Raw genomic sequence first — 17,772 nt, 5'->3', positions numbered from 1 at the left:
AGACGGCAAATCATGTCGACGACGACCCAGCCTAATAAACTGCAGCAGCTTATCTACGCCAAAGAAGGAAGCCTCACACGCGATCTTTTGTTGCGGCCAGGAGAATATGGTCTTGGCAAAGTTCCAGCGAATATTAAGCCTGACGCTACTACGACAGCCGTATGCGGTTTCTGCTCGACTGGTTGTGGCCTAGAGCTTCACCTTAAAGATGGGCAAGCAGTTAATCTGAGCCCAGCCGTCGATTGGCCGGTGAATTTAGGAATGGCATGCCCCAAAGGCTGGGAATCACTCACGGTTCTCAAAGCGAAAGACCGAGCGACTCGCCCATTGCTTAAGGGCAAAGACGGGAAACTGATCCCCGTTTCTTGGGATGAGGCGATGCGTACGTTTTGCGATCGTTTCCAAGAGATCCAATCGCGTTATGGAAACGATTCGGTTGCATTTCTTAGTACCGGCCAAATCGCGACGGAAGAAATGTTCTTCCTTGGCTCGCTCGCCAAGTTTGGCATGGGGATGCTCCATGGCGACGGAAACACGCGACAATGCATGGCCACCGCGGTGGTTGCTTACAAAGAAGCATTCGGCTTCGATGCTCCACCATTTACCTACGCCGATTTCGAGGAATCGGACGTTCTCGTTTTCGTTGGCTCAAATCTTTGTATTGCTCACCCAATCATGTGGGAACGCGTGCTTCGCAACCGGCACAATCCAAAGATCGTTGTAATTGACCCTCGCCGTACCGAAACGGCCGTTGCCGCCTCGCATCATCTTCCGCTCCGACCGAAAACTGATCTAGCGCTGCTGTATACGATTGCCAACGTGCTGATCGAGAAAGGTTGGATCGACGAAACGTACATCGCGAATCACACCAATGGATTTGAGGAGTTCAAATCTCATGTCGCGGCCTACCAACTAAAGGATACCCATGATAGCTGCGGCCTCGCGTCGGAGGATGTCATGGATGTGATCCAGGCGATCCACGATGGGAAGCGTGTATCGTTCTGGTGGACAATGGGTGTCAATCAAAGTCACCAAGGAGTCCGTACCGCGCAAGCCATCATCAACTTAGCCATGATGACTGGAAACATCGGCCGTCCAGGGACAGGAGCCAACTCAGTCACCGGGCAGTGTAATGCCATGGGATCGCGATTGTTTAGTAACACAACCAATCTGCTTGGCGGACATGACTTTAGAAACCACGACGACCGCCAAAAGATTGCCGGAACACTCAACATCCCCTTAGAGAATATCCCAACGGAGAACAGTTGGTCGTACGACGGAATTATGGAGGGCATTCGTCGTGGCGATATTCGGGGCCTGTGGGTAATTGCAACCAATCCAGCCCACTCCTGGATTCACCAAAAAGAAGCTCGGGAAACGCTCGATAAGCTAGACTTTCTCGTCGTCCAAGACATGTATGAAACGACCGAGACCGCGCAACATGCCGACCTGCTTTTACCAGCGGCTGGCTGGGGAGAGAAAGAAGGCACGTTCATCAACTCCGAGCGACGATTTGGACTTCACAAAAAAGTCGTATCCGCACCAGGCGAAGCTTTGGCAGACTTTCAAATCTTTCGACTCGTGGCCCACTACTGGGGATGCGAGCCACTCTTTGAAACCTGGCAGACACCGGAAGATGTTTTCCAGCTGATGAAGAAGTGCTCAGCCGGTCAGCCCTGCGAAATCACCGGCATTCGTGACTACCGTATGTTGGACGATGCACGCGGAATTCAATGGCCATTAAAAGAGCACGAAAGCACCGGAGAGGGCTGGTTTCCGGAAGCTCAGCGACGCCTATTTGAAGATGGGCAGTACTTCCATGCCGACGGCAAAGCCCGGTTTATCTATGAACTTCCGGAGGCTCCCAAAGAAGAACCAAGCGATGCCTTCCCACTTCGCCTGTTAACTGGTCGCGGAACGGCAGCCCAGTGGCACACGCAAACCAAAACATCGAAGTCAGCCGTGCTGCGTACGCTCTACTCAACGACGCTTCTTGTGGACATTCACCCGCAAGATGCAAGCCGGCTCGATATTCAGCCGCACGACCAAGTAACCGTTCAATCGGCTCGCGGCGAAATCTCCGCTCGAGCCAATGTAACATCAAGCGTTCAACCGGGAACGGTCTTTTTGCCAATGCATAACGAAGTAACCAATCAACTGACGTTTCCTCAGTTCGACAGTTACTCGCGGCAGCCGTCTTACAAGAATGCTGCCGTTCGCATCATCAAGCAGCGCTGACTATCGGCTGTCGTCACGGCGACGATCTCGCCCGCCGCTATTTCGACGACGTCGTCCACCACTGTTGCGTCCCCCACGTTCATGCGGTCGCGATGGCGGGGCATTTTCGTGACGTTCGATATTGGCATCGACCATGGCCGAAACAGCATCGGTCCACGAAGGAATCTTCTTGTGCTTATCCTTCGCTCGGTCAGAACCGTCTGACGAATCGTCACGATCGCGGCGTCTTCGTGAAGAGGAGCGGCGACGACCGCGTGGTGCTTCATCACGGTCATCTTCGCTATCGATGGACGAATCGTTGTCGTCATCATCGTCGTAGTCATCTTCCGAGCGTCTTCTCGAACGACTTGCTGGTGCCTCTTCAGTCGAAGCTTCTGCGTCGACCGATTTACGCGATCGACGTCGACGTCGACGTCGGCGCGTCGGTCGCTGCTCTTCATCACCATCTTCCTGGTCGGATCGCGAATTTCGGCTTTCGGTATCGGACTCTACTTCCGCGTCCAGATCATCGTCGCTCGTCGTTTCGCGTGCAACGACTTCGTCCTCATTTCCACGCGATCGGCGACCACGGCGACGCCCTCTCGAACGACCACGCGATCGGCGGTCCGACGATCGGCTTTCGTCTTCGTCGTCGCTATCGGAATCGGCTTCGGCTTCGGCTTCCGGGTCGCTCGTGTCTGCTCCCGCGGTGCCTTCGTCGAGGAAAATCCCATCGAAGCCTTTGAAATCGTCATCACTGGTTGGACGAGGCTTTGATTTTGCTTCTGGACGACCAATCAGTTCGGAAGCACGTGTCTCTTCCGGCGAACGCTCCAGAGGCTTCTTAAACGCAGCCAAATGTGGACTGTCATCTTTCTCTTCTTCGACTTTCACCTCGGCCGTCACGGTCGTTTCTTCGACTGCTTCCGCTTCTTCTTCTTCGTCATCTTCTTCGTCATCTGCTTCTTCTGACGACGAAAGGCCTAGCATGGACGAAAGCGATGCCCAGTGGCTACGCTTCTTGGGTTTCTTCTTTTTGGGTTTTGGTACTTCGGCGACGACTTCTTCCGTCGCAGCAACCGGCTCTTCGTGCGGAGGCTCGACAATTTCTTGGTTGTCGGCTGGCCCATCAGAAACTTGGGAAAGCTCGTCTTCGACTTGAACCGCTTCCTGGAAGGTGTCTTCTGCCGTTTCAATATCGGCAACTGCTTCCGCCGGTTCCGGTTCGGCGGTGACTTCCTCTTCGGAGGCTACATCGCAGACTTCCGTTTCTTCAGCTTCCGCTTGGGCGTTTTCTTCAGCCTCTCGGGCGGCGGCTTCCGCTGCTTCAGCTTGTTCGATTTCTTCTTGAGAGATGGCACCAAGTTGGGCGGCGAGAGATCGCCAGTGCCCGGCTTTATTGGGATTGTTCATGAATTGGTTAAATGGATGCCCGAAAAATGGGCCATGCCTTCCTGCAAAAGGGTTACCCCCCGCTCTAGGGAACTACGGGCCAATGACTGGCTCTCCGCGGCGACCTCACGCTACCTACGACAATTAAGTGGTCGCCAACCTGGATGGCGGGGATGCTTGCATAGTCTCGCACATCATACCTTGGGGGGAGAGTCTTGGAAAGGTGATTCGCCATCTGATAACGGGACAACAAGAACGACAGCAAGCCGAGTCTCCTCGCAAAAGACTCGGCTCACTGAATCCCCCTACGGATTACGCAGTTTATTCCGTTGGATACATCGAGAAGGTACCGTTGTTCGCTACGTTAAACAGCGGACGGTAGTAGTTTTTGCCAGCACTCGCCGCACTGCGTGCTCGGGGGTACCAGACCAAATTCAAGCCGATGTTCCATGTTTCGCAGACGCATGGGTCGTCGTCATCTTCGCCATTGCGTGGGATCAGGTAGAGGAAATTGCTCTCCACGGCCAGGCATTTGGTGATCGGAACACTCAGATCAGCACCAATTAGTCCTAGTTCGTTGTCTGTCCAACCACCGGAGAATCGCATTTCGCCGCCGCAAACTTCCAACGGAGTTCGGTAGAAGAAAGCGAACATATTGTGTGGCTGGAAAGATCCTTGAGCACTCGTCGGTACCGAAGAACCTGGCAGCAAGATTTGTTCGTCGATATCGCTTGTTTCATCGGAGGCTGTAAACCAGAAACCAAATTCACCTTTGCACTGGAATTTCCAGCTCAACTCGCCACGAATCTGGCTGGCATCGATGTCGTAGTACCAATGATCACTCATATGGTCATAGACAATACCGCCCTGCCAACCCCAGTCGACGCGGCGGAAGATACCACCAGTCAGGAAGAATTGGTCACGATGATCTTCCGTGAAACTGGCTCCATGCAAGTTTGCATTCGAACCGTTCACACCTAACTGAACGCCAATTCCGGTGCTACGAGAGAACAGCGGAGCACCCCAGTTCACACCGTAAAGAAAGCCAAAGCTTCCGTCCATGCCGGCATTCAATGGGCCTTTAAAACCTTCGACACCTGCTCGGAACGAAAGATTTTCCAGTGGCAGGCGGAAACAAAGTGGGAAGCAAATCGTTTCACATGGGCCGCAGAAACCGCACGAGTCGCACGAACCACCTTCACAGTGCGTGCCCCCTTGGCAGGAAGCACATCCAGGCCCACCGGTGAACGTGTGAGGATCGTGCATGCCTGCGATCGCATGCCCTTCCATGATCACTTCGCCTTCCATCGGCATCGGTTCCGATGCTTCGCTCAGGACAGAGTAATCAACGGTATCGATGTCGCCCGCTTGAACTTTCGAGGCGACGTAGCTCGCACGTGCGACTCGCTTTCGCGCCTGGAACACCCGATCTTGATCGGTCGAGAACAAGCTCCGAATCGCATTCGCAGGCGATGGTGGACGACTGTAGTCATTAGCAGCGACATGAGGAAGCTTCGCTGGCTCACGTGGTTCCGCTGCGGTCGCGAGATCCGCAAACAGGCTTCCGCACGAAGCGGTAAGCAAAGCCAGAATCCAGGGGAAGACTCGCATGGCCTTTCCTTCCTTGAGAAATAAAACACCGAGGGGGGGACGGTACGTGGCAGCGCAATATCACGCTGTCCAATTCACGTATCGTCATCGTCAAAGTCATCCCTTTGGGAAAACTCGCAATAATCCGCAAAGTTTTCCCAGTCCTCCCGTGACGACCTTCGCTAGCGTATCCCTAGACTTCCTACTCGCCTCAGGATCACCACAACTGGAAGTCTGGGGTCTTTAGTGAGTCCTTGCCGGTTGGTCCGATTGTTCTGTTTTTTTGTCGTGTAACGAATCGATAAATGATTCCGTCAACGAAAACTTTGACTTTGCTATGACGCGTCGCTTCGACGCTTTTGACTTTCGAGAAGGATTACGACCTATGAAAACGCAACTCCTGGCCGTCGCCGTCGTGCTGGCAACCAGCGTTCATGCCTTTGGCCAAAATTGCGGTTGCGAAAGCACCCACGTAGTTGCTCACCCGGTCGCTAGCTGCGGCTGCGATCGCTGCTGTTCTCCATGTTTCAACCCAATTGGTGAACTGGTCCATGGCGTTGGCTTCACCCTGAAGACAACCGCTTGTGCCGTTAAGCGTGGCGTGAACAGCCTTTTCTGTCCTATTCGTTTCAACGGATGCGGTTGCGATACGACGCCGTCATGCGGCTGCGACACTTGCGGCTCGAATTGGGACTCTTACCCAAGCCATCAACCAGGCGTTGAATACATCGAAGAAGGCCATCCCTCGGTGCCAACAATTCCTGGACCACCAATGACTCCAGAAGCCACACCGATTCAGGGATCGGGCAAATGGCAGCCGGTTGGTACTCAAGCCAAGCGAACGAGTGCTTCGGTTACTCACTACTCGAAGCGAGTTGCTCCTAAGTCCGCGACGCGTCCCGCGACTTACTACGCTCCAGCGCGAACCAAGTAATCGCCCCACTGGTTAGCAACGAGGCGTCCCGCCCAACAAAAAATGGGAGTCCATTTGGACTCCCTTTTTGTCTGCGCTTTGGCAAGTTGGCGTCAAATCATCAGATTTGACCGAGAACTTGTCCCAAGTCGGCGATCAAGTCATCCGCCGCTTCCAATCCAACAGAGATACGGATCAACTCATCTTTGATTCCATGTGCCAGCCGGTCTGCTTTATCGTAGCTGGCATGAGACATCGAAGCAGGCTGTTCAATCAACGACTCGACTGCCCCTAAGCTAACCGCTAACTGGAACAGTTTGGTGTCATCGCAAACCTTCTTCGCAGCAGCGAAACCACCTTCTACTTCAAAGCTCATCATCGCACCGAATCCACCATCCATCTGCTTCGCCGCGATTTCGTGGCCCGGATGGGTTGCGAGACCAGGATAGAGCACCCGGGTTACCTTGGGATGTTCGCTCAGATATTCGGCAATCTTTTGCGCAGTACGACATTGCTCGCGAACGCGAAGTTCAAGTGTTTTAATGCCACGCGAAGCGAGAAAGGAACTGAACGGATCAAGTACGGCGCCGGTAGCGTTCTGAATGAAATAGAGTCGATCGAAAAGCTTTTTATCTTTCACGACTAACGCGCCGCCTAACACATCGCTATGCCCTGCGAGATACTTCGTGACAGAGTGCTGAACGATGTCGATGCCCAGTTCCAACGGTCGCGTCAGTACCGGAGTAGCGAACGTACTGTCGACCCCCAACAAGATGCCATGATTCTTGGCAATCTTTGCACACTCCGCCAAGTCTGTGATCGACATGAGCGGATTGCCGGGGCTCTCGACCCACATCATCTTGGTGTTGGGCTGTATAGCCGCTTCCAACTTTTCCGGATTGGTCGCATCCGCGAGGGTAATCCCGATGTTGTTTTTTTGCGTGATCTTATGCAGAAGTCGGTAGGTGCCGCCATAAATATCGGTCCCTGCGACAACATGGTCGCCAGCTTCCAGGAGCATCGTCGCGCAGTGCGTCGCAGCCATCCCGGAGGCGAATGCAAGAGCACCGCAGCCACCTTCCAACTCAGCAAGCGTTGTTTCAAGATTCTTGCGAGTTGGATTTCCACTTCGCGAGTAGTCAAACTCGCCCCACTCGCCTGCCCCAGGCTGGACGAATGTCGAAGCAATATGAATCGGTGGAACAACCGCGCCAGTCTGCGGGTCCTTCTTGTTACCGACGTGAATCGCTTTGGTTCGGAACTCCATCGTTGCTTCCCTTCTAGGCGTTGTCCAACGCTTGCTTCAAGTCGGCGATCAAATCGTCCGTATCTTCAATACCACAAGCAATACGGATCATGTTGTCGTAGATACCAAACTTCGCTCGGTTCTCAGGCGTCTGTTGGTAATAGCTCATCACAAGCGGCTGTTCGATCAACGATTCGACACCACCCAGGCTTGGCGCGATCTTAAAGATCTTTGCCCCATCTACCACGTTGGCAGTCTTACGCCAATCGGCGTCCTTCACATTGAAGGTCACCAAACCACCATATCCACGCATCGTTTCTTTCGCGATTGCATGATATGGATGCGACTCGAGACCGGGGTAATAAACCTTCTCCACTTTCGGGTGCGACTCCAGGAACTGAGCAATCGCCAAGCCGTTAGCATTGTGACGTTCCATACGCAGCGAGAACGTCTTCAACCCGCGAAGCAGTAGATAGCAATTGTGCGGAGCGTTAATGCCTCCCATCACGCCGCGAAGCTGACGGACATCGGCCAATTGCTCTTCGCTACCAATAATTGCCCCAGCCAAAAGATCGTTGTGACCGGCCAGGTATTTGGTGGCGGAATGCAATACGTAGTCGACACCATATTCCAGCGGTCGCAGGTTATAAGGAGTCGCCAGCGTGGCATCGATCAGCGTTTCGACCCCATGCTTTTTACCGATCTCGGTGAATTTGGCCAAATCGACGCAACTCAAATGCGGGTTCGTTGGCGATTCGCTAATCAACATCTTAGTATTGGCGTCGATTGCTTTTTCCATTGCATCGTAGTCGCCCGTTTTGACCGTCTTCGTTTCGACACCGAAACGAGCTAGATGCTTACCGCAGAACTCGCGACTACGGTGGTAACACTCGTCAAAGAAGACGACGTTATCGCCGGAGCTTACTTTGGCCATAAGTAAACCGACGAACGCCGCCATTCCGCACGAATACAGCACTGCCGATTCGCCACCTTCAATGGCGGCCAATTTCGCTTCGGCGGTCTTTTCGCCAGGATTTCCGTAACGCCCATACTCTTCGCGGACCTGGTTTTCTTCGATGTATCGAATGATCGAATCGGTATCTTCAAATGTGTATGTCGACGCACAGAAGATCGCATCGGTGATCGCATTCCCAGGCTTCATCCGGGCTTCACCCCCTTGGACAGCCGTAGTGGAAGTGCCTCGATTTGCTTTTTGTTCAGGAGCCACTGACATGACAGGTATTCTCGCAAGCGATGCGGGAAAGTAGCAGATCGAAGGCCAGCCAGCCCTGCAAGAACGCTACGGTTCCCAAATGTTTGATAGGGCCGCAGCATGTGATCTGTTTTCAAGAAGAATTGCCGCTGGGAGGAGCGACAACGGCACTTTAGCAGATAGGCTGCAAGCGGCCACAAATCCCTATTAAACCAGCCCTGAGTGTAACCGAGCGCAGAATGCCCCGCAACGGGCAGCAAACGCGAATTTTATAAGTCTCACTTATTCTGAATCGAAACGCTTACTGCGTTGTTGCACCCCATAAATCGGCGGGATTGAATGAATAGCGATGGGGCAGTGTCAGTCTGAAAGTTTACCTAATCGTCAAATTCAGCCACTTGATATGCATTAGAAATGCCTCTACAACCGGAGGTTCGTTTTCCATCCCAGTCACGGATTTCGGATGGAAAGACCCGCTTCATTTCCCGCCCACGGAGGTTGATTCTCCTATGACCCGATTCCCCCTCGCCCTTCTTCTGACGTTGGTATTGGCCGGCTCACTTGTCGCAGCCCCAGAGTCTTCGGATCCTCAGCCGAAGAAAGACGTCGAAGAAAAGAAGGAAGTGGAAACCAAGAAGGCAGCAGCCGAGAAGCCTGCCGACGACTTTCTGCATAAGCATCCGACTTTGGTGCGGATGTGGCGTCATTCCAACGAAGTGCGTGCTCGGTACCAGCTACCAGCACAGCGAATCAGCCCGGAATTGACCAAAGCGGCTCAAGACCATGCCTGGTACATGGCTCGGACCGGACAATTCAGCCATTCAGTGAATGGTGGTTTCGTCTCACGTGCACGACGTCACCACTACCCTGGGTCACCCTATGGCGAGATTATTCTGTACGGCTCAACCAGCATTCCCGATTGCTTCAACGGTTGGCTCAACAGCCCCGGCCACCGAGCCATCCTGCTAAGCGGCGCTCGTGAAGTGGGCTACGGTTATGCCATCAGTCGAAATGGTACGGCCTACTGGGTTGGTGTTTTTGGAAACTAGTTTTCCCGATACACAGAACAAGAAATGAGAATGGCACCGATGCCCGCACATCGGTGCCATTCTTTTTGTAGGTCTTCGAAACGGACATTAGTCCTTCAGGTCGAGCACCCCTAAATCGTTTTCGTCTTCTTCGATCGTAACCTCTAGTTTGGATTTCTCGAAGTTCGCGTACCGCTTCGGCACGAGACTCTTCTCTCGTAATCCGCCTGGCTCACGGATCTCGGTCACAACGTTGCCGCTCGCGTCGACCAATTGCACTTTATGAACGGCAACACGGTGCGTACCGACGGTCAAACCATCGCCGGGATCAAACGTTTGCGCCTCGAAGAAACCTTCCGAATCGGTAACCGCTGAACCACCTCTTCCAGCCTCATCGACCGGCTGAAATGTCACGACCGCCTCGGCGACCGGTTTTCCGTTGTAGGTAATTTGGCCCGTCGCAGGATACACCGGCGGTCGCCCGCGAGTCCACTTGTCGATCGCTTTACTACTACAGCCGAGAAACAGTCCCGTCGCAACGAGCAAGATCAGCATGGCCAAGCTATGGCGAAATGAATAGGTCATCAGAACAACCTCCCAAGTTTAATAACAAGTTATAGAGAGGTATTCGTTTCGCCACCGGCCATCGAACCGATTGCTCCCCAGACGCCGTAAGGGCTTACGCCACTTGTTACCGGCGACAAGGAAAGATTTCCGGTATCGATCGTTTCTGGAACGAATCGCACCGATCCGTCAGCGAACATCGAAAGCACGCCGCCCGGGTGTCGACTGGAAGCAGTATAGAGACCGCCACCTGCCTGCGAACTGCATGTCGCGCTGTTGGGCGGAAGCACCGTCGTGATCGCGCAGTATCCTGGTCGACCATCTTGCCAACGCTGTCCATGACAACGGTACTGAGCAACAAGCGAACCCGAGGTGTAATTCACTCCCGTTAAATACGCACGGCAAGCAAGCGGATCGTTCGTCGAAGAGCCAACTGCACGGCCAAGTTGATCCGACGATGGAGCAACAATCGTTTCCGACATCGCCATCGTGTTGCTTAATCCATCGGTGATGTCACGAAATCGAGAGTAGATCAGGTACCCGAAGATGCCTCGGACATTCGTTTCGGGCTGGGTGATATCGGACGGCGAAGTGAAGCTGAAGTTATCCCCCATGCACAAGCCATAGTTCAATGGTGAGTACTGAGCATTTCGGTCCGCTCCAGTGGGCGAGTAAAGTCCATCCGAAGGGCAGATGAATGCATCAATTTCGCCGACATAGCCAGAATTCGCATCGCCATGCCAAGCATGCCTTCTGGCGGCCTCAATCTGATCGTATCGGGCCGACTGCTCGATGAACGGAAGCAGACTAACAAACGCGCTGTGCCGTCTTGAATACTGGTCCCCGTTCCCCGACCAACCTGGTCCCGCCTGACGTGCAGGCAACGCGTTGAAGGTGTCGTGATAGTTGTGCAATGCAATGCCAAGCTGCTTTAGATTGTTTGAGCAACTCATTCGCCGTGCTGCTTCACGGGCCTGCTGTACAGCCGGCAATAACAGGGCAATTAACACGCCGATGATGGCGATCACCACCAGCAATTCCACAAGGGTGAAGCCAGATCGGCTTCGAGAAGCGCCTAACATTTTTCCGTACTTTCGAGGTATATAGAACTAAACAAAGATAAGCAACACGAAAGGGGCCACTGATGACCTCTAACGGGATTATTTCATTTACTGCCCCGATTTGCCAATAGAAAACAAGTCGTGTTCACCGTTTTTAGTTCTGGCGCTGAAAAACCTTGCGGGGGGAACGCTCAAGCGATATACCAAGAGTGCTGATTCCGAATTTCACTTTCTTAAAGCGATTCAATGCCTAGATATCTCGCGTTTTTGATTGTTCTATGTCTTTCCTCATCATTGCTGGCTTCTGATTACGTCGTCGTTACTTCGTCGCAAACGTACCAAGATGTCAAATGGAAAACCGTAGTTGACACTTTAGTGAAAAAGCATGACGCGACCGTCGTGACATTCGAAGAATCGCCTAAGGAAGTACTGCCAGCCCTTCGGAATCACTTTCCTAAATTCACTTGCTTTGTTGCGACGCCTGCGGAAGCTGGTCGAAAGTTTGTTGCGGCGGTTCATCAACTGACGCGCGAACTTGACGACGACGTTTACACCGACACACGTTGGGGAATTCTAACGGGATACGATGCGGCCAATGCCCTGTCGATTGCTCAGCACGAAGAACCGTTGACAATTCGCAAAGTCGCCTCAGGTACGGATATCGAATTGACGTCCTGTGTCGAGGGAATGTGGTATGACGAGTTGCAGAAGAATCGGCACGTCCGAAAGCTGCCTGGAGAGCAGGCCCAAGAGCTAGAAGGCCCAGACGACACAACGGCAGCTCTTGTTTCCACGCTGAATGACTACCATGCCGATCTATTCGTTGCGTCGGGTCATGCCACCGAAAGAGACTGGCAAATCGGCTTCCGCTACCGAAATGGATACTTTCGTTGCCGCGATGGTCAGCTCTATGGATTCGATACTCAACAAAAAGAGTACCCTGTCGATTCCGACAATGCGAAGGTCTATATGCCAATTGGCAATTGCTTGATGGGGCATATCGACAGCCCCGATGCGATGGCAGTGGCCTGGATGAATTCGGCCGGCGTTAAGCAAATGATTGGGTACACCGTTCCAACATGGTTTGGCTATGGCGGCTGGGGCATGCTCGATTACTTTGTCGAGCAGCCAGGCAGGTATACCTATCAAGAAGCCTTTTTAGCGAACCATCATGCGTTGCTGAATCGACTGAACGACCCTGCAACACCCCAGCGTGATCTTCGCGGGCTCGCTTACGATCGTGACACGGTTGCGTTTTACGGCGATCCGGCCTGGGAAGCGAAAATGGCAGATGGCCCGCTTTGGTACGAACAGTCCCTGGAAGAATCAGACGGCACGTACACTTTCACCATCACTCCCCTAAAGGGCGAGGAAAGTTTCGACACCGTCAACAGCAACGGCTCTCAGCGAGGCGGGCGTCCGTTCATTGCATTTCTGCCAAGACGCGTGACAAACGTCCAAGTGGAAGAGGGAGTTCAGTTCGCTCCGGTGATTACGGACGACTTTATTCTTTTCCCCAGGCCCAAAACATGCGATCCTAAGAAATCCTATCGCATTGTCTTCACTGCAAATCCCATCGAGTAGTCCGTCATGTTGTGCCGCCTCCCTGCCCTGCTTTGTATTATGTTCCTTTTCTCGCAATCCGTTTTCGCGACCGAATCGAAAACCACCAGCGAACTAGGCGAGTTGCAATTCTCCGATTCCTTTGACCGCGATGAATCGGTACCCGGCAAAGAAGAAGTTGGACGAGGCTGGACAACCAACAGTCGATGGCGTGCCAACGGCAATCAACAAGTCGATTTGAAAGATGGCGCGATCCACATCACGCGTTATCCGACCGCCGATCATGGCGTCGCGGTGTTTCATCCTGTCGACTTTCAAGACGGAACCGTTCAGTTACGATTTCGACTCGGAAAAGGAGATCAGCTGGGCGTCGACTTCGCGGACAAGGAACTAAAAACGGTCCACGCCGGCCATCTTTGCGTCGCGCGCGTCTCTCTTAATCGCGTGACCATTAACGACTCGAAGACCGGTCGAATGGACTTGAAGATCCGCGAGCAATTGAAAGCAGGCAAGCCTTCTCCAAAACTCGCCGAACTTCTCAAGACCAAGACGGTCGCTACGCCCCTGAAGCTTCAGCCTGACACTTGGCACGATCTTCAAATCCAGATTGTAGGCGACACGATGGTGGTTTCCATTGATGGCAAGCGAACTGGCGAACTCAAGTCCGAAGGCATTGCTCATCCTACTAAACGCCACATTTCTTTAGCGGTTGCCAAAGAAGCCTGGGTCGATGACGTGAAGATCTGGAAAGCAAAGTAACGGCGCTAGGCCGCATTCTTTTTCAATGCCATCCGCAGCGGGCAACTACTGGAAATCTCGTGTCCGCGGCGGTATTGCTGCAGCAGCTCTTTCGACCGCTGGGCCAACATACGACGGACTTCACGACGTTTCCCTTTGACGCGAGGGATCTTCATCGTGTCGTAAGCGGTGGTTTGATGACGCATCCATGCAATCACCGCGGATTCCGCGCGTCGCTCGATTGGAATTCGTTTCGTCCGCGCTACGGTACCGCTCCCCACAGGTGTCGCGTGTGTGGTGACCGCCTGGGCGAACTGCTTTGCCAGATGGTCGTATTCAGGGTGAAAATCGAGGAAAGCAACTACCGCCCCAAAGAAGTCCTCGACATATTCTTCCTGTTGCTTTTCACGGCGTACTGCCGCCGCTTTTTGTTTTTTCGCGTACGCGTCGGTTGATCGCTCGGCGGTCAGTTCTGTTTGAAGGCGTGAGATCGTTTCTTGCGGTGCCCAGACACCACGCGAAAACATACGACGTCCTTTCTTTTCCTTGACGACCCAGTATTCCCCTGCCGCTTTGACTCGCCGCGTCAATCCAGCATCGCCTGGGGGAAGAAGCGTCCAACCGCTGGGGACCGCACGAACATTTCCGCTTGGGTCACGGACGGTCCGCTCCCTCGGGCCAGGCGAATAGATCGTCTCAGACATCGAACTCCTTTCGAATATTCAGCAATCAGGCGCGCACCGCGGCCTGTTAAATGTGGTGCAGATGGTCGTCTTCTTCCGGAAGCGTACCTGCCATCAGCCTTCCAATCGGCTGCGTCGTTTTGAATCGCATCAACACGATTCGCACACTCGCGGTGATCGGTGCGGCCAACAACATACCGACCGGTCCCCACAGCATCCCAAAGAAGGCAAGTGCCAACAAAATAGTAGCAGGATGAAGCTGGAGGCCATCGCCCATAATCTTGGGCTCAATCACGTTGCCCATCGTCATCTGGACCGCGCCAGGCAGAACAATCGCCAGCGTAATCATCAACACCGAATCGAACTGAACGATCGCAATCGGGATGGGAAGTAACGTGGCAATAATCGATCCGATCGATGGGATGAAATTCAAACAAAATGCGATCAAGCCAAACATCGATGCGAACTGCATTCCGATCATTGACAAGCAGCCCCACACCAACAGCCCAGTAAGTGCGGAGATAAAGAACTTGGTAGCAATGTACTTCCGCACGTTGCGGTCGATTTCGGCATAGATCCCTTTCGAGACTTTGTAAGGATCTCGCCCTGCTAACATGAAGCCAACAAAAATCGCGGTAAGTACCGTGCTGCTGATCATGTTCAGCAGCGTCGCTCCGGCTTGGGTTGCCAGTTGTGGAGCCTCTTGCCGAATCTGGGTCATCAAAGTGCGAAAGAGTTGCTGAGTACGATTGACCTCTTTTTTCACGGCGACAGCCGGGTTGGAAGATTCCGGCTCGGTCACCAACGCATCGTCGGCTGCTTCTTCTTGAGGTAGCTCTTCTTCCGATTCAGTTGGCTCTTCCCCCGAGTCGATCGGCGTGTCCGCATCATCGGACTCGTCGAGAGGTTCGTCGACCACTCCTTCCACAATCGTTTCGGCCGGCGACTCTTCGGTAGAAGCATCGTCTTCTGACTCTTCCGGATTAATTGCCGGAGTGGCCTCGAAGGGAGCCGGTTCGCCCTCTTCGGTACCGCTGATTCGGTCCATCAGCTTTGATGCCGCCTCGAGCGGGCCCTCCAAGCGATGCTCAAGCTTCGCCATGAAGGTTTTGTCGTTGGCTACAGTGGTGACGTTTTGAATGATCGTCGTGGCAAGAAAGCTCATCAGGACAAGCACGAGCACCACGAACAGCAGTGCCAGCGTGACCGAGATGAACTTACTGAACTTCAGACGGATCATCTGAAAGTCGACGATCGGCGCAACGAGATAATTAAGAAACAAAGCCAGCGTGAACGGCACGAGAACCGCTCGGGCATACATCAGCCCGAACGAGAACGCGATAAACGCTAGCACCAAAAGTGCGCCGGTTTGAAGCCAGGATTGCTCTTCCGTCAGCTTCTTGACGGACAGTCCTTCCTGATTCATCGATTCTCCCCTGTTTCCCAAAACTCGCCGGTGTCGCGGTCTATTATCCCCGCGACATGCCCCGGCGTGCAATGGGATGAAAGGAGACGATTCTTAGTTCAGCTCTTTGTTCAAATCTTGCAGCAATCTCGGCACGTAGCCGCCGGTGCGTGGCGGGGCCTGCTTCGCCCCGTCGGGCAGCTTTGCCAGAACGGCTGCCAACGGCTTTGCTTTTTCGTCCATGGCATCGATCGAATTGAGTGCCAGCATCGAGACGTAGACACCATTCTCGGTTGGATCAGCCAAATTCCCGAGCGTTTCCAGGGCCAGCTTCACATCTTCTTCATTGCCGTAGCAACCCAATGCCTCCGCGACGATACAGCGAACGTTGGGTGATTTGTCGTTTAACGCTGCACGAAGTTGCTTCCGGGCCTGATCGACCGCTGCTTCTTTCTGCATCAGCAGGCCTAACGCCGCCCAGTAGCGAACCGCACTATCGTCTGCTTGAAGCTGTTCGATGATCTTCGGCAGCGATTTGGATTCTCGAGCCGAGGCCAACAATGCAGTCTCCATAATGGCGTCTAAATCGTACAACGACGCATTATGACCTAGTTCATAGGGTGCTGATTTTCCTCGTCGCGAGTGGATCTCTTCTTCCGGCAAGAAACCGATATCGCGAATTTCCCTCTGCCATTCCAGAACAGCGGTTCCCAATTCCTTTCGCTTGCCGGCGAACTTTGGATCATCCGCCAAGTTACGGACTTCATCCGGATCGCTCGCCAGTTCGTAAAGTTCTTCCGACGGCTTTTCTTCCCAGAAGTGGCTTTGCGCTTCATTCAGCTTGCCATTGTCGTACATCTGCTTCCAAACCTTGGTGGTTGGGGTCTGGAACATGTAATCGATGTGTTGGCCGTAGATCTTATGCGGCATGTAATTGCGAATGTAAACGAACTGGCCATCGGTCACCGTGCGAACCATGTCGTAACGCTCGTCCATGCGACCGCGGAATCCGAACATATACTTCGGTGGCGTTGTTTCATATTCGCCCATGAATGCATGTCCTTGCATCCAGTCCTTCGGCTCAATTCCGGCGAGGCTTAGCACTGTCGGAGCAAGATCGACGAAGCTGACAAGTCGTTCCGACTCTCCGCCGACTTCATATTCCTTGGGGGCAAGCTTCTTATACTTCTCGGGAACATGCACAATCATGGGAACGTGCAGGCCAGAATCGTACGGCCATCGCTTGCTGCGGGGCATACCGCTACCATGGTCGCCGTAGTAGAAAACGATGGTGTTCTCCTCCAGGCCATCTTCTTTCAGCTGAGCCAAGACGCGACCGACCTGACGATCCATTTCGGTAATCTTGTCGTAGTACTGGGCCCAGTCGCGGCGAACTTCAGGCGTGTCGGGATGATACGCAGGAACTCGGACGCCGGCCGGATCGTGCACCGCCGTATGAGGTCGCTTACGCAATTGGCTTTCATGGCTGGTCGTGAAGTTAAACACGGCAAAGAACGGTTGTCCGTCCTTGCGACCGCGCCAGTGCGCTTTACCGTTGGACTGATCCCAGACGAAACCTTCCTTGGCCAGGTTATAGTCTTCCTTCGAGTTGTTCGTGCAGTAATACCCAGCTTCGTGCAGGTAATAAGGGAACATGTGGAAACCGTCCGGCAACACGGTCTGGCTTCGCATATGCTCAGCCCCAAGTGCTGGGGGATAAATGCCAGAGATAATTGTCGTTCGGGCCGGGGCACACACTGGGGCATTCGACCAGGCTCGTTTGTACCGCATGCCTTTAGCGGCAATGGAATCAATGTTTGGCGAGTCGGCGTAGTCATCGCCGTAACAGCCAAGTTCGGGACCATTGTCTTCGCTGGTGATCCACAAAATATTCGGTAGGTCGTGGGCGTTCTCGTCGGCAGCCAACAAGGTGCTGGGCAACATGGCCAGAAGAGTCGCGGAAAGTAGCAGCAGAGATCGCATGATGGAGGTCACTCTCGGAGGATTGGGGTGGGAAATTAAGAGTGCGCGGAACAGTTGGCTTCTATATTAACTTCTCCCAAAGCGTTTGTCATTCATTCGCCGCGAGCACGGCAGCATCTGAAATTGCTAGATTTTCGCATGCAATTAAGCGCAAAAAAGAGGGCGTCCCGTTTCCA

14 protein-coding genes are annotated in these 17,772 nt (G+C 53.5%); 5 read left to right on the top strand and 9 right to left on the bottom strand.

The features are described from left to right. The first annotated feature begins 12 nt into the window (after window positions 1-12). Entirely contained in the window at window positions 13-2,238 is a 2,226-nt protein-coding gene (locus LA756_RS00990; RefSeq protein WP_224438019.1) for a molybdopterin oxidoreductase family protein, read from the top strand. Here LA756_RS00990 and LA756_RS00985 read toward each other — a convergent pair whose 3' ends face one another. Next, on the bottom strand, window positions 2,239-3,630 hold the full coding sequence (locus tag LA756_RS00985; protein ID WP_224438018.1) for a hypothetical protein: 1,392 nt from the start codon (window positions 3,628-3,630) through the stop codon (window positions 2,239-2,241). Between the two features lie 300 nt (window positions 3,631-3,930). Then, complete coding sequence (locus LA756_RS00980) at window positions 3,931-5,220, bottom strand: DUF6666 family protein (RefSeq protein ID WP_224438017.1); 1,290 nt, start codon at window positions 5,218-5,220, stop codon at window positions 3,931-3,933. Between the two features lie 364 nt (window positions 5,221-5,584). Between LA756_RS00980 and LA756_RS00975 the strand changes: the two genes are divergently transcribed. Next, a complete protein-coding gene (locus LA756_RS00975; RefSeq protein WP_224438016.1) occupies window positions 5,585-6,133 on the top strand; it encodes a hypothetical protein in 549 nt (182 codons plus the stop codon). Window positions 6,134-6,233: 100 nt separating this feature from the next. On the opposite strand, the gene LA756_RS00970 is transcribed toward LA756_RS00975, so the two are convergent. Next, window positions 6,234-7,379 (bottom strand): PLP-dependent aspartate aminotransferase family protein, encoded by a 1,146-nt coding sequence (locus LA756_RS00970; protein ID WP_224438015.1) that lies wholly within the window; start codon window positions 7,377-7,379, stop codon window positions 6,234-6,236. Window positions 7,380-7,392: 13 nt separating this feature from the next. Next, window positions 7,393-8,592 carry a PLP-dependent aspartate aminotransferase family protein gene (locus tag LA756_RS00965; RefSeq protein WP_224438014.1) on the bottom strand — a complete coding sequence of 400 codons (1,200 nt, stop codon included), beginning with the start codon at window positions 8,590-8,592 and terminating at the stop codon, window positions 7,393-7,395. Between the two features lie 488 nt (window positions 8,593-9,080). Between LA756_RS00965 and LA756_RS00960 the strand changes: the two genes are divergently transcribed. Then, window positions 9,081-9,620 (top strand): CAP domain-containing protein, encoded by a 540-nt coding sequence (locus LA756_RS00960; protein WP_224438013.1) that lies wholly within the window; start codon window positions 9,081-9,083, stop codon window positions 9,618-9,620. A gap of 87 nt (window positions 9,621-9,707) precedes the next feature. Here LA756_RS00960 and LA756_RS00955 read toward each other — a convergent pair whose 3' ends face one another. Then, window positions 9,708-10,184 carry a carboxypeptidase-like regulatory domain-containing protein gene (locus LA756_RS00955; protein WP_224438012.1) on the bottom strand — a complete coding sequence of 159 codons (477 nt, stop codon included), beginning with the start codon at window positions 10,182-10,184 and terminating at the stop codon, window positions 9,708-9,710. Between the two features lie 29 nt (window positions 10,185-10,213). Beyond that, window positions 10,214-11,245 carry a DUF1559 domain-containing protein gene (locus tag LA756_RS00950; RefSeq protein ID WP_224438011.1) on the bottom strand — a complete coding sequence of 344 codons (1,032 nt, stop codon included), beginning with the start codon at window positions 11,243-11,245 and terminating at the stop codon, window positions 10,214-10,216. Window positions 11,246-11,470: 225 nt separating this feature from the next. Here LA756_RS00950 and LA756_RS00945 point away from each other — a divergent pair, with 225 nt between their 5' ends. Both LA756_RS00945 and LA756_RS00940 read left to right on the top strand, forming a co-directional pair. After that, the gene (locus LA756_RS00945; protein WP_224438010.1) at window positions 11,471-12,808 is read left to right on the top strand and encodes a hypothetical protein; all 1,338 of its coding nucleotides are present in this window, start codon (window positions 11,471-11,473) and stop codon (window positions 12,806-12,808) included. Window positions 12,809-12,814: 6 nt separating this feature from the next. After that, the gene (locus LA756_RS00940; RefSeq protein WP_224438009.1) at window positions 12,815-13,546 is read left to right on the top strand and encodes a family 16 glycoside hydrolase; all 732 of its coding nucleotides are present in this window, start codon (window positions 12,815-12,817) and stop codon (window positions 13,544-13,546) included. A gap of 5 nt (window positions 13,547-13,551) precedes the next feature. Here LA756_RS00940 and LA756_RS00935 read toward each other — a convergent pair whose 3' ends face one another. The 3 genes from LA756_RS00935 to LA756_RS00925 form a co-directional block, all read right to left on the bottom strand. Beyond that, on the bottom strand, window positions 13,552-14,247 hold the full coding sequence (locus tag LA756_RS00935) for a DUF2293 domain-containing protein (protein WP_224440452.1): 696 nt from the start codon (window positions 14,245-14,247) through the stop codon (window positions 13,552-13,554). A 28-nt stretch (window positions 14,248-14,275) separates the two neighbouring features. After that, window positions 14,276-15,634 carry an AI-2E family transporter gene (locus tag LA756_RS00930; protein WP_224438008.1) on the bottom strand — a complete coding sequence of 453 codons (1,359 nt, stop codon included), beginning with the start codon at window positions 15,632-15,634 and terminating at the stop codon, window positions 14,276-14,278. 93 nt (window positions 15,635-15,727) lie between these two features. Further along, entirely contained in the window at window positions 15,728-17,596 is a 1,869-nt protein-coding gene (locus LA756_RS00925) for a sulfatase-like hydrolase/transferase (RefSeq protein ID WP_224438007.1), read from the bottom strand. Between the last annotated feature and the right edge of the window lie 176 nt (window positions 17,597-17,772).

It is taken from the genome of Bremerella sp. TYQ1, assembly GCF_020150455.1.
Taxonomy (GTDB): domain Bacteria; phylum Planctomycetota; class Planctomycetia; order Pirellulales; family Pirellulaceae; genus Bremerella; species Bremerella volcania_A.
The sequence above is the reverse complement of the archived record's forward strand: the minus strand, read 5'-3'. Positions and strand labels throughout refer to the sequence as shown.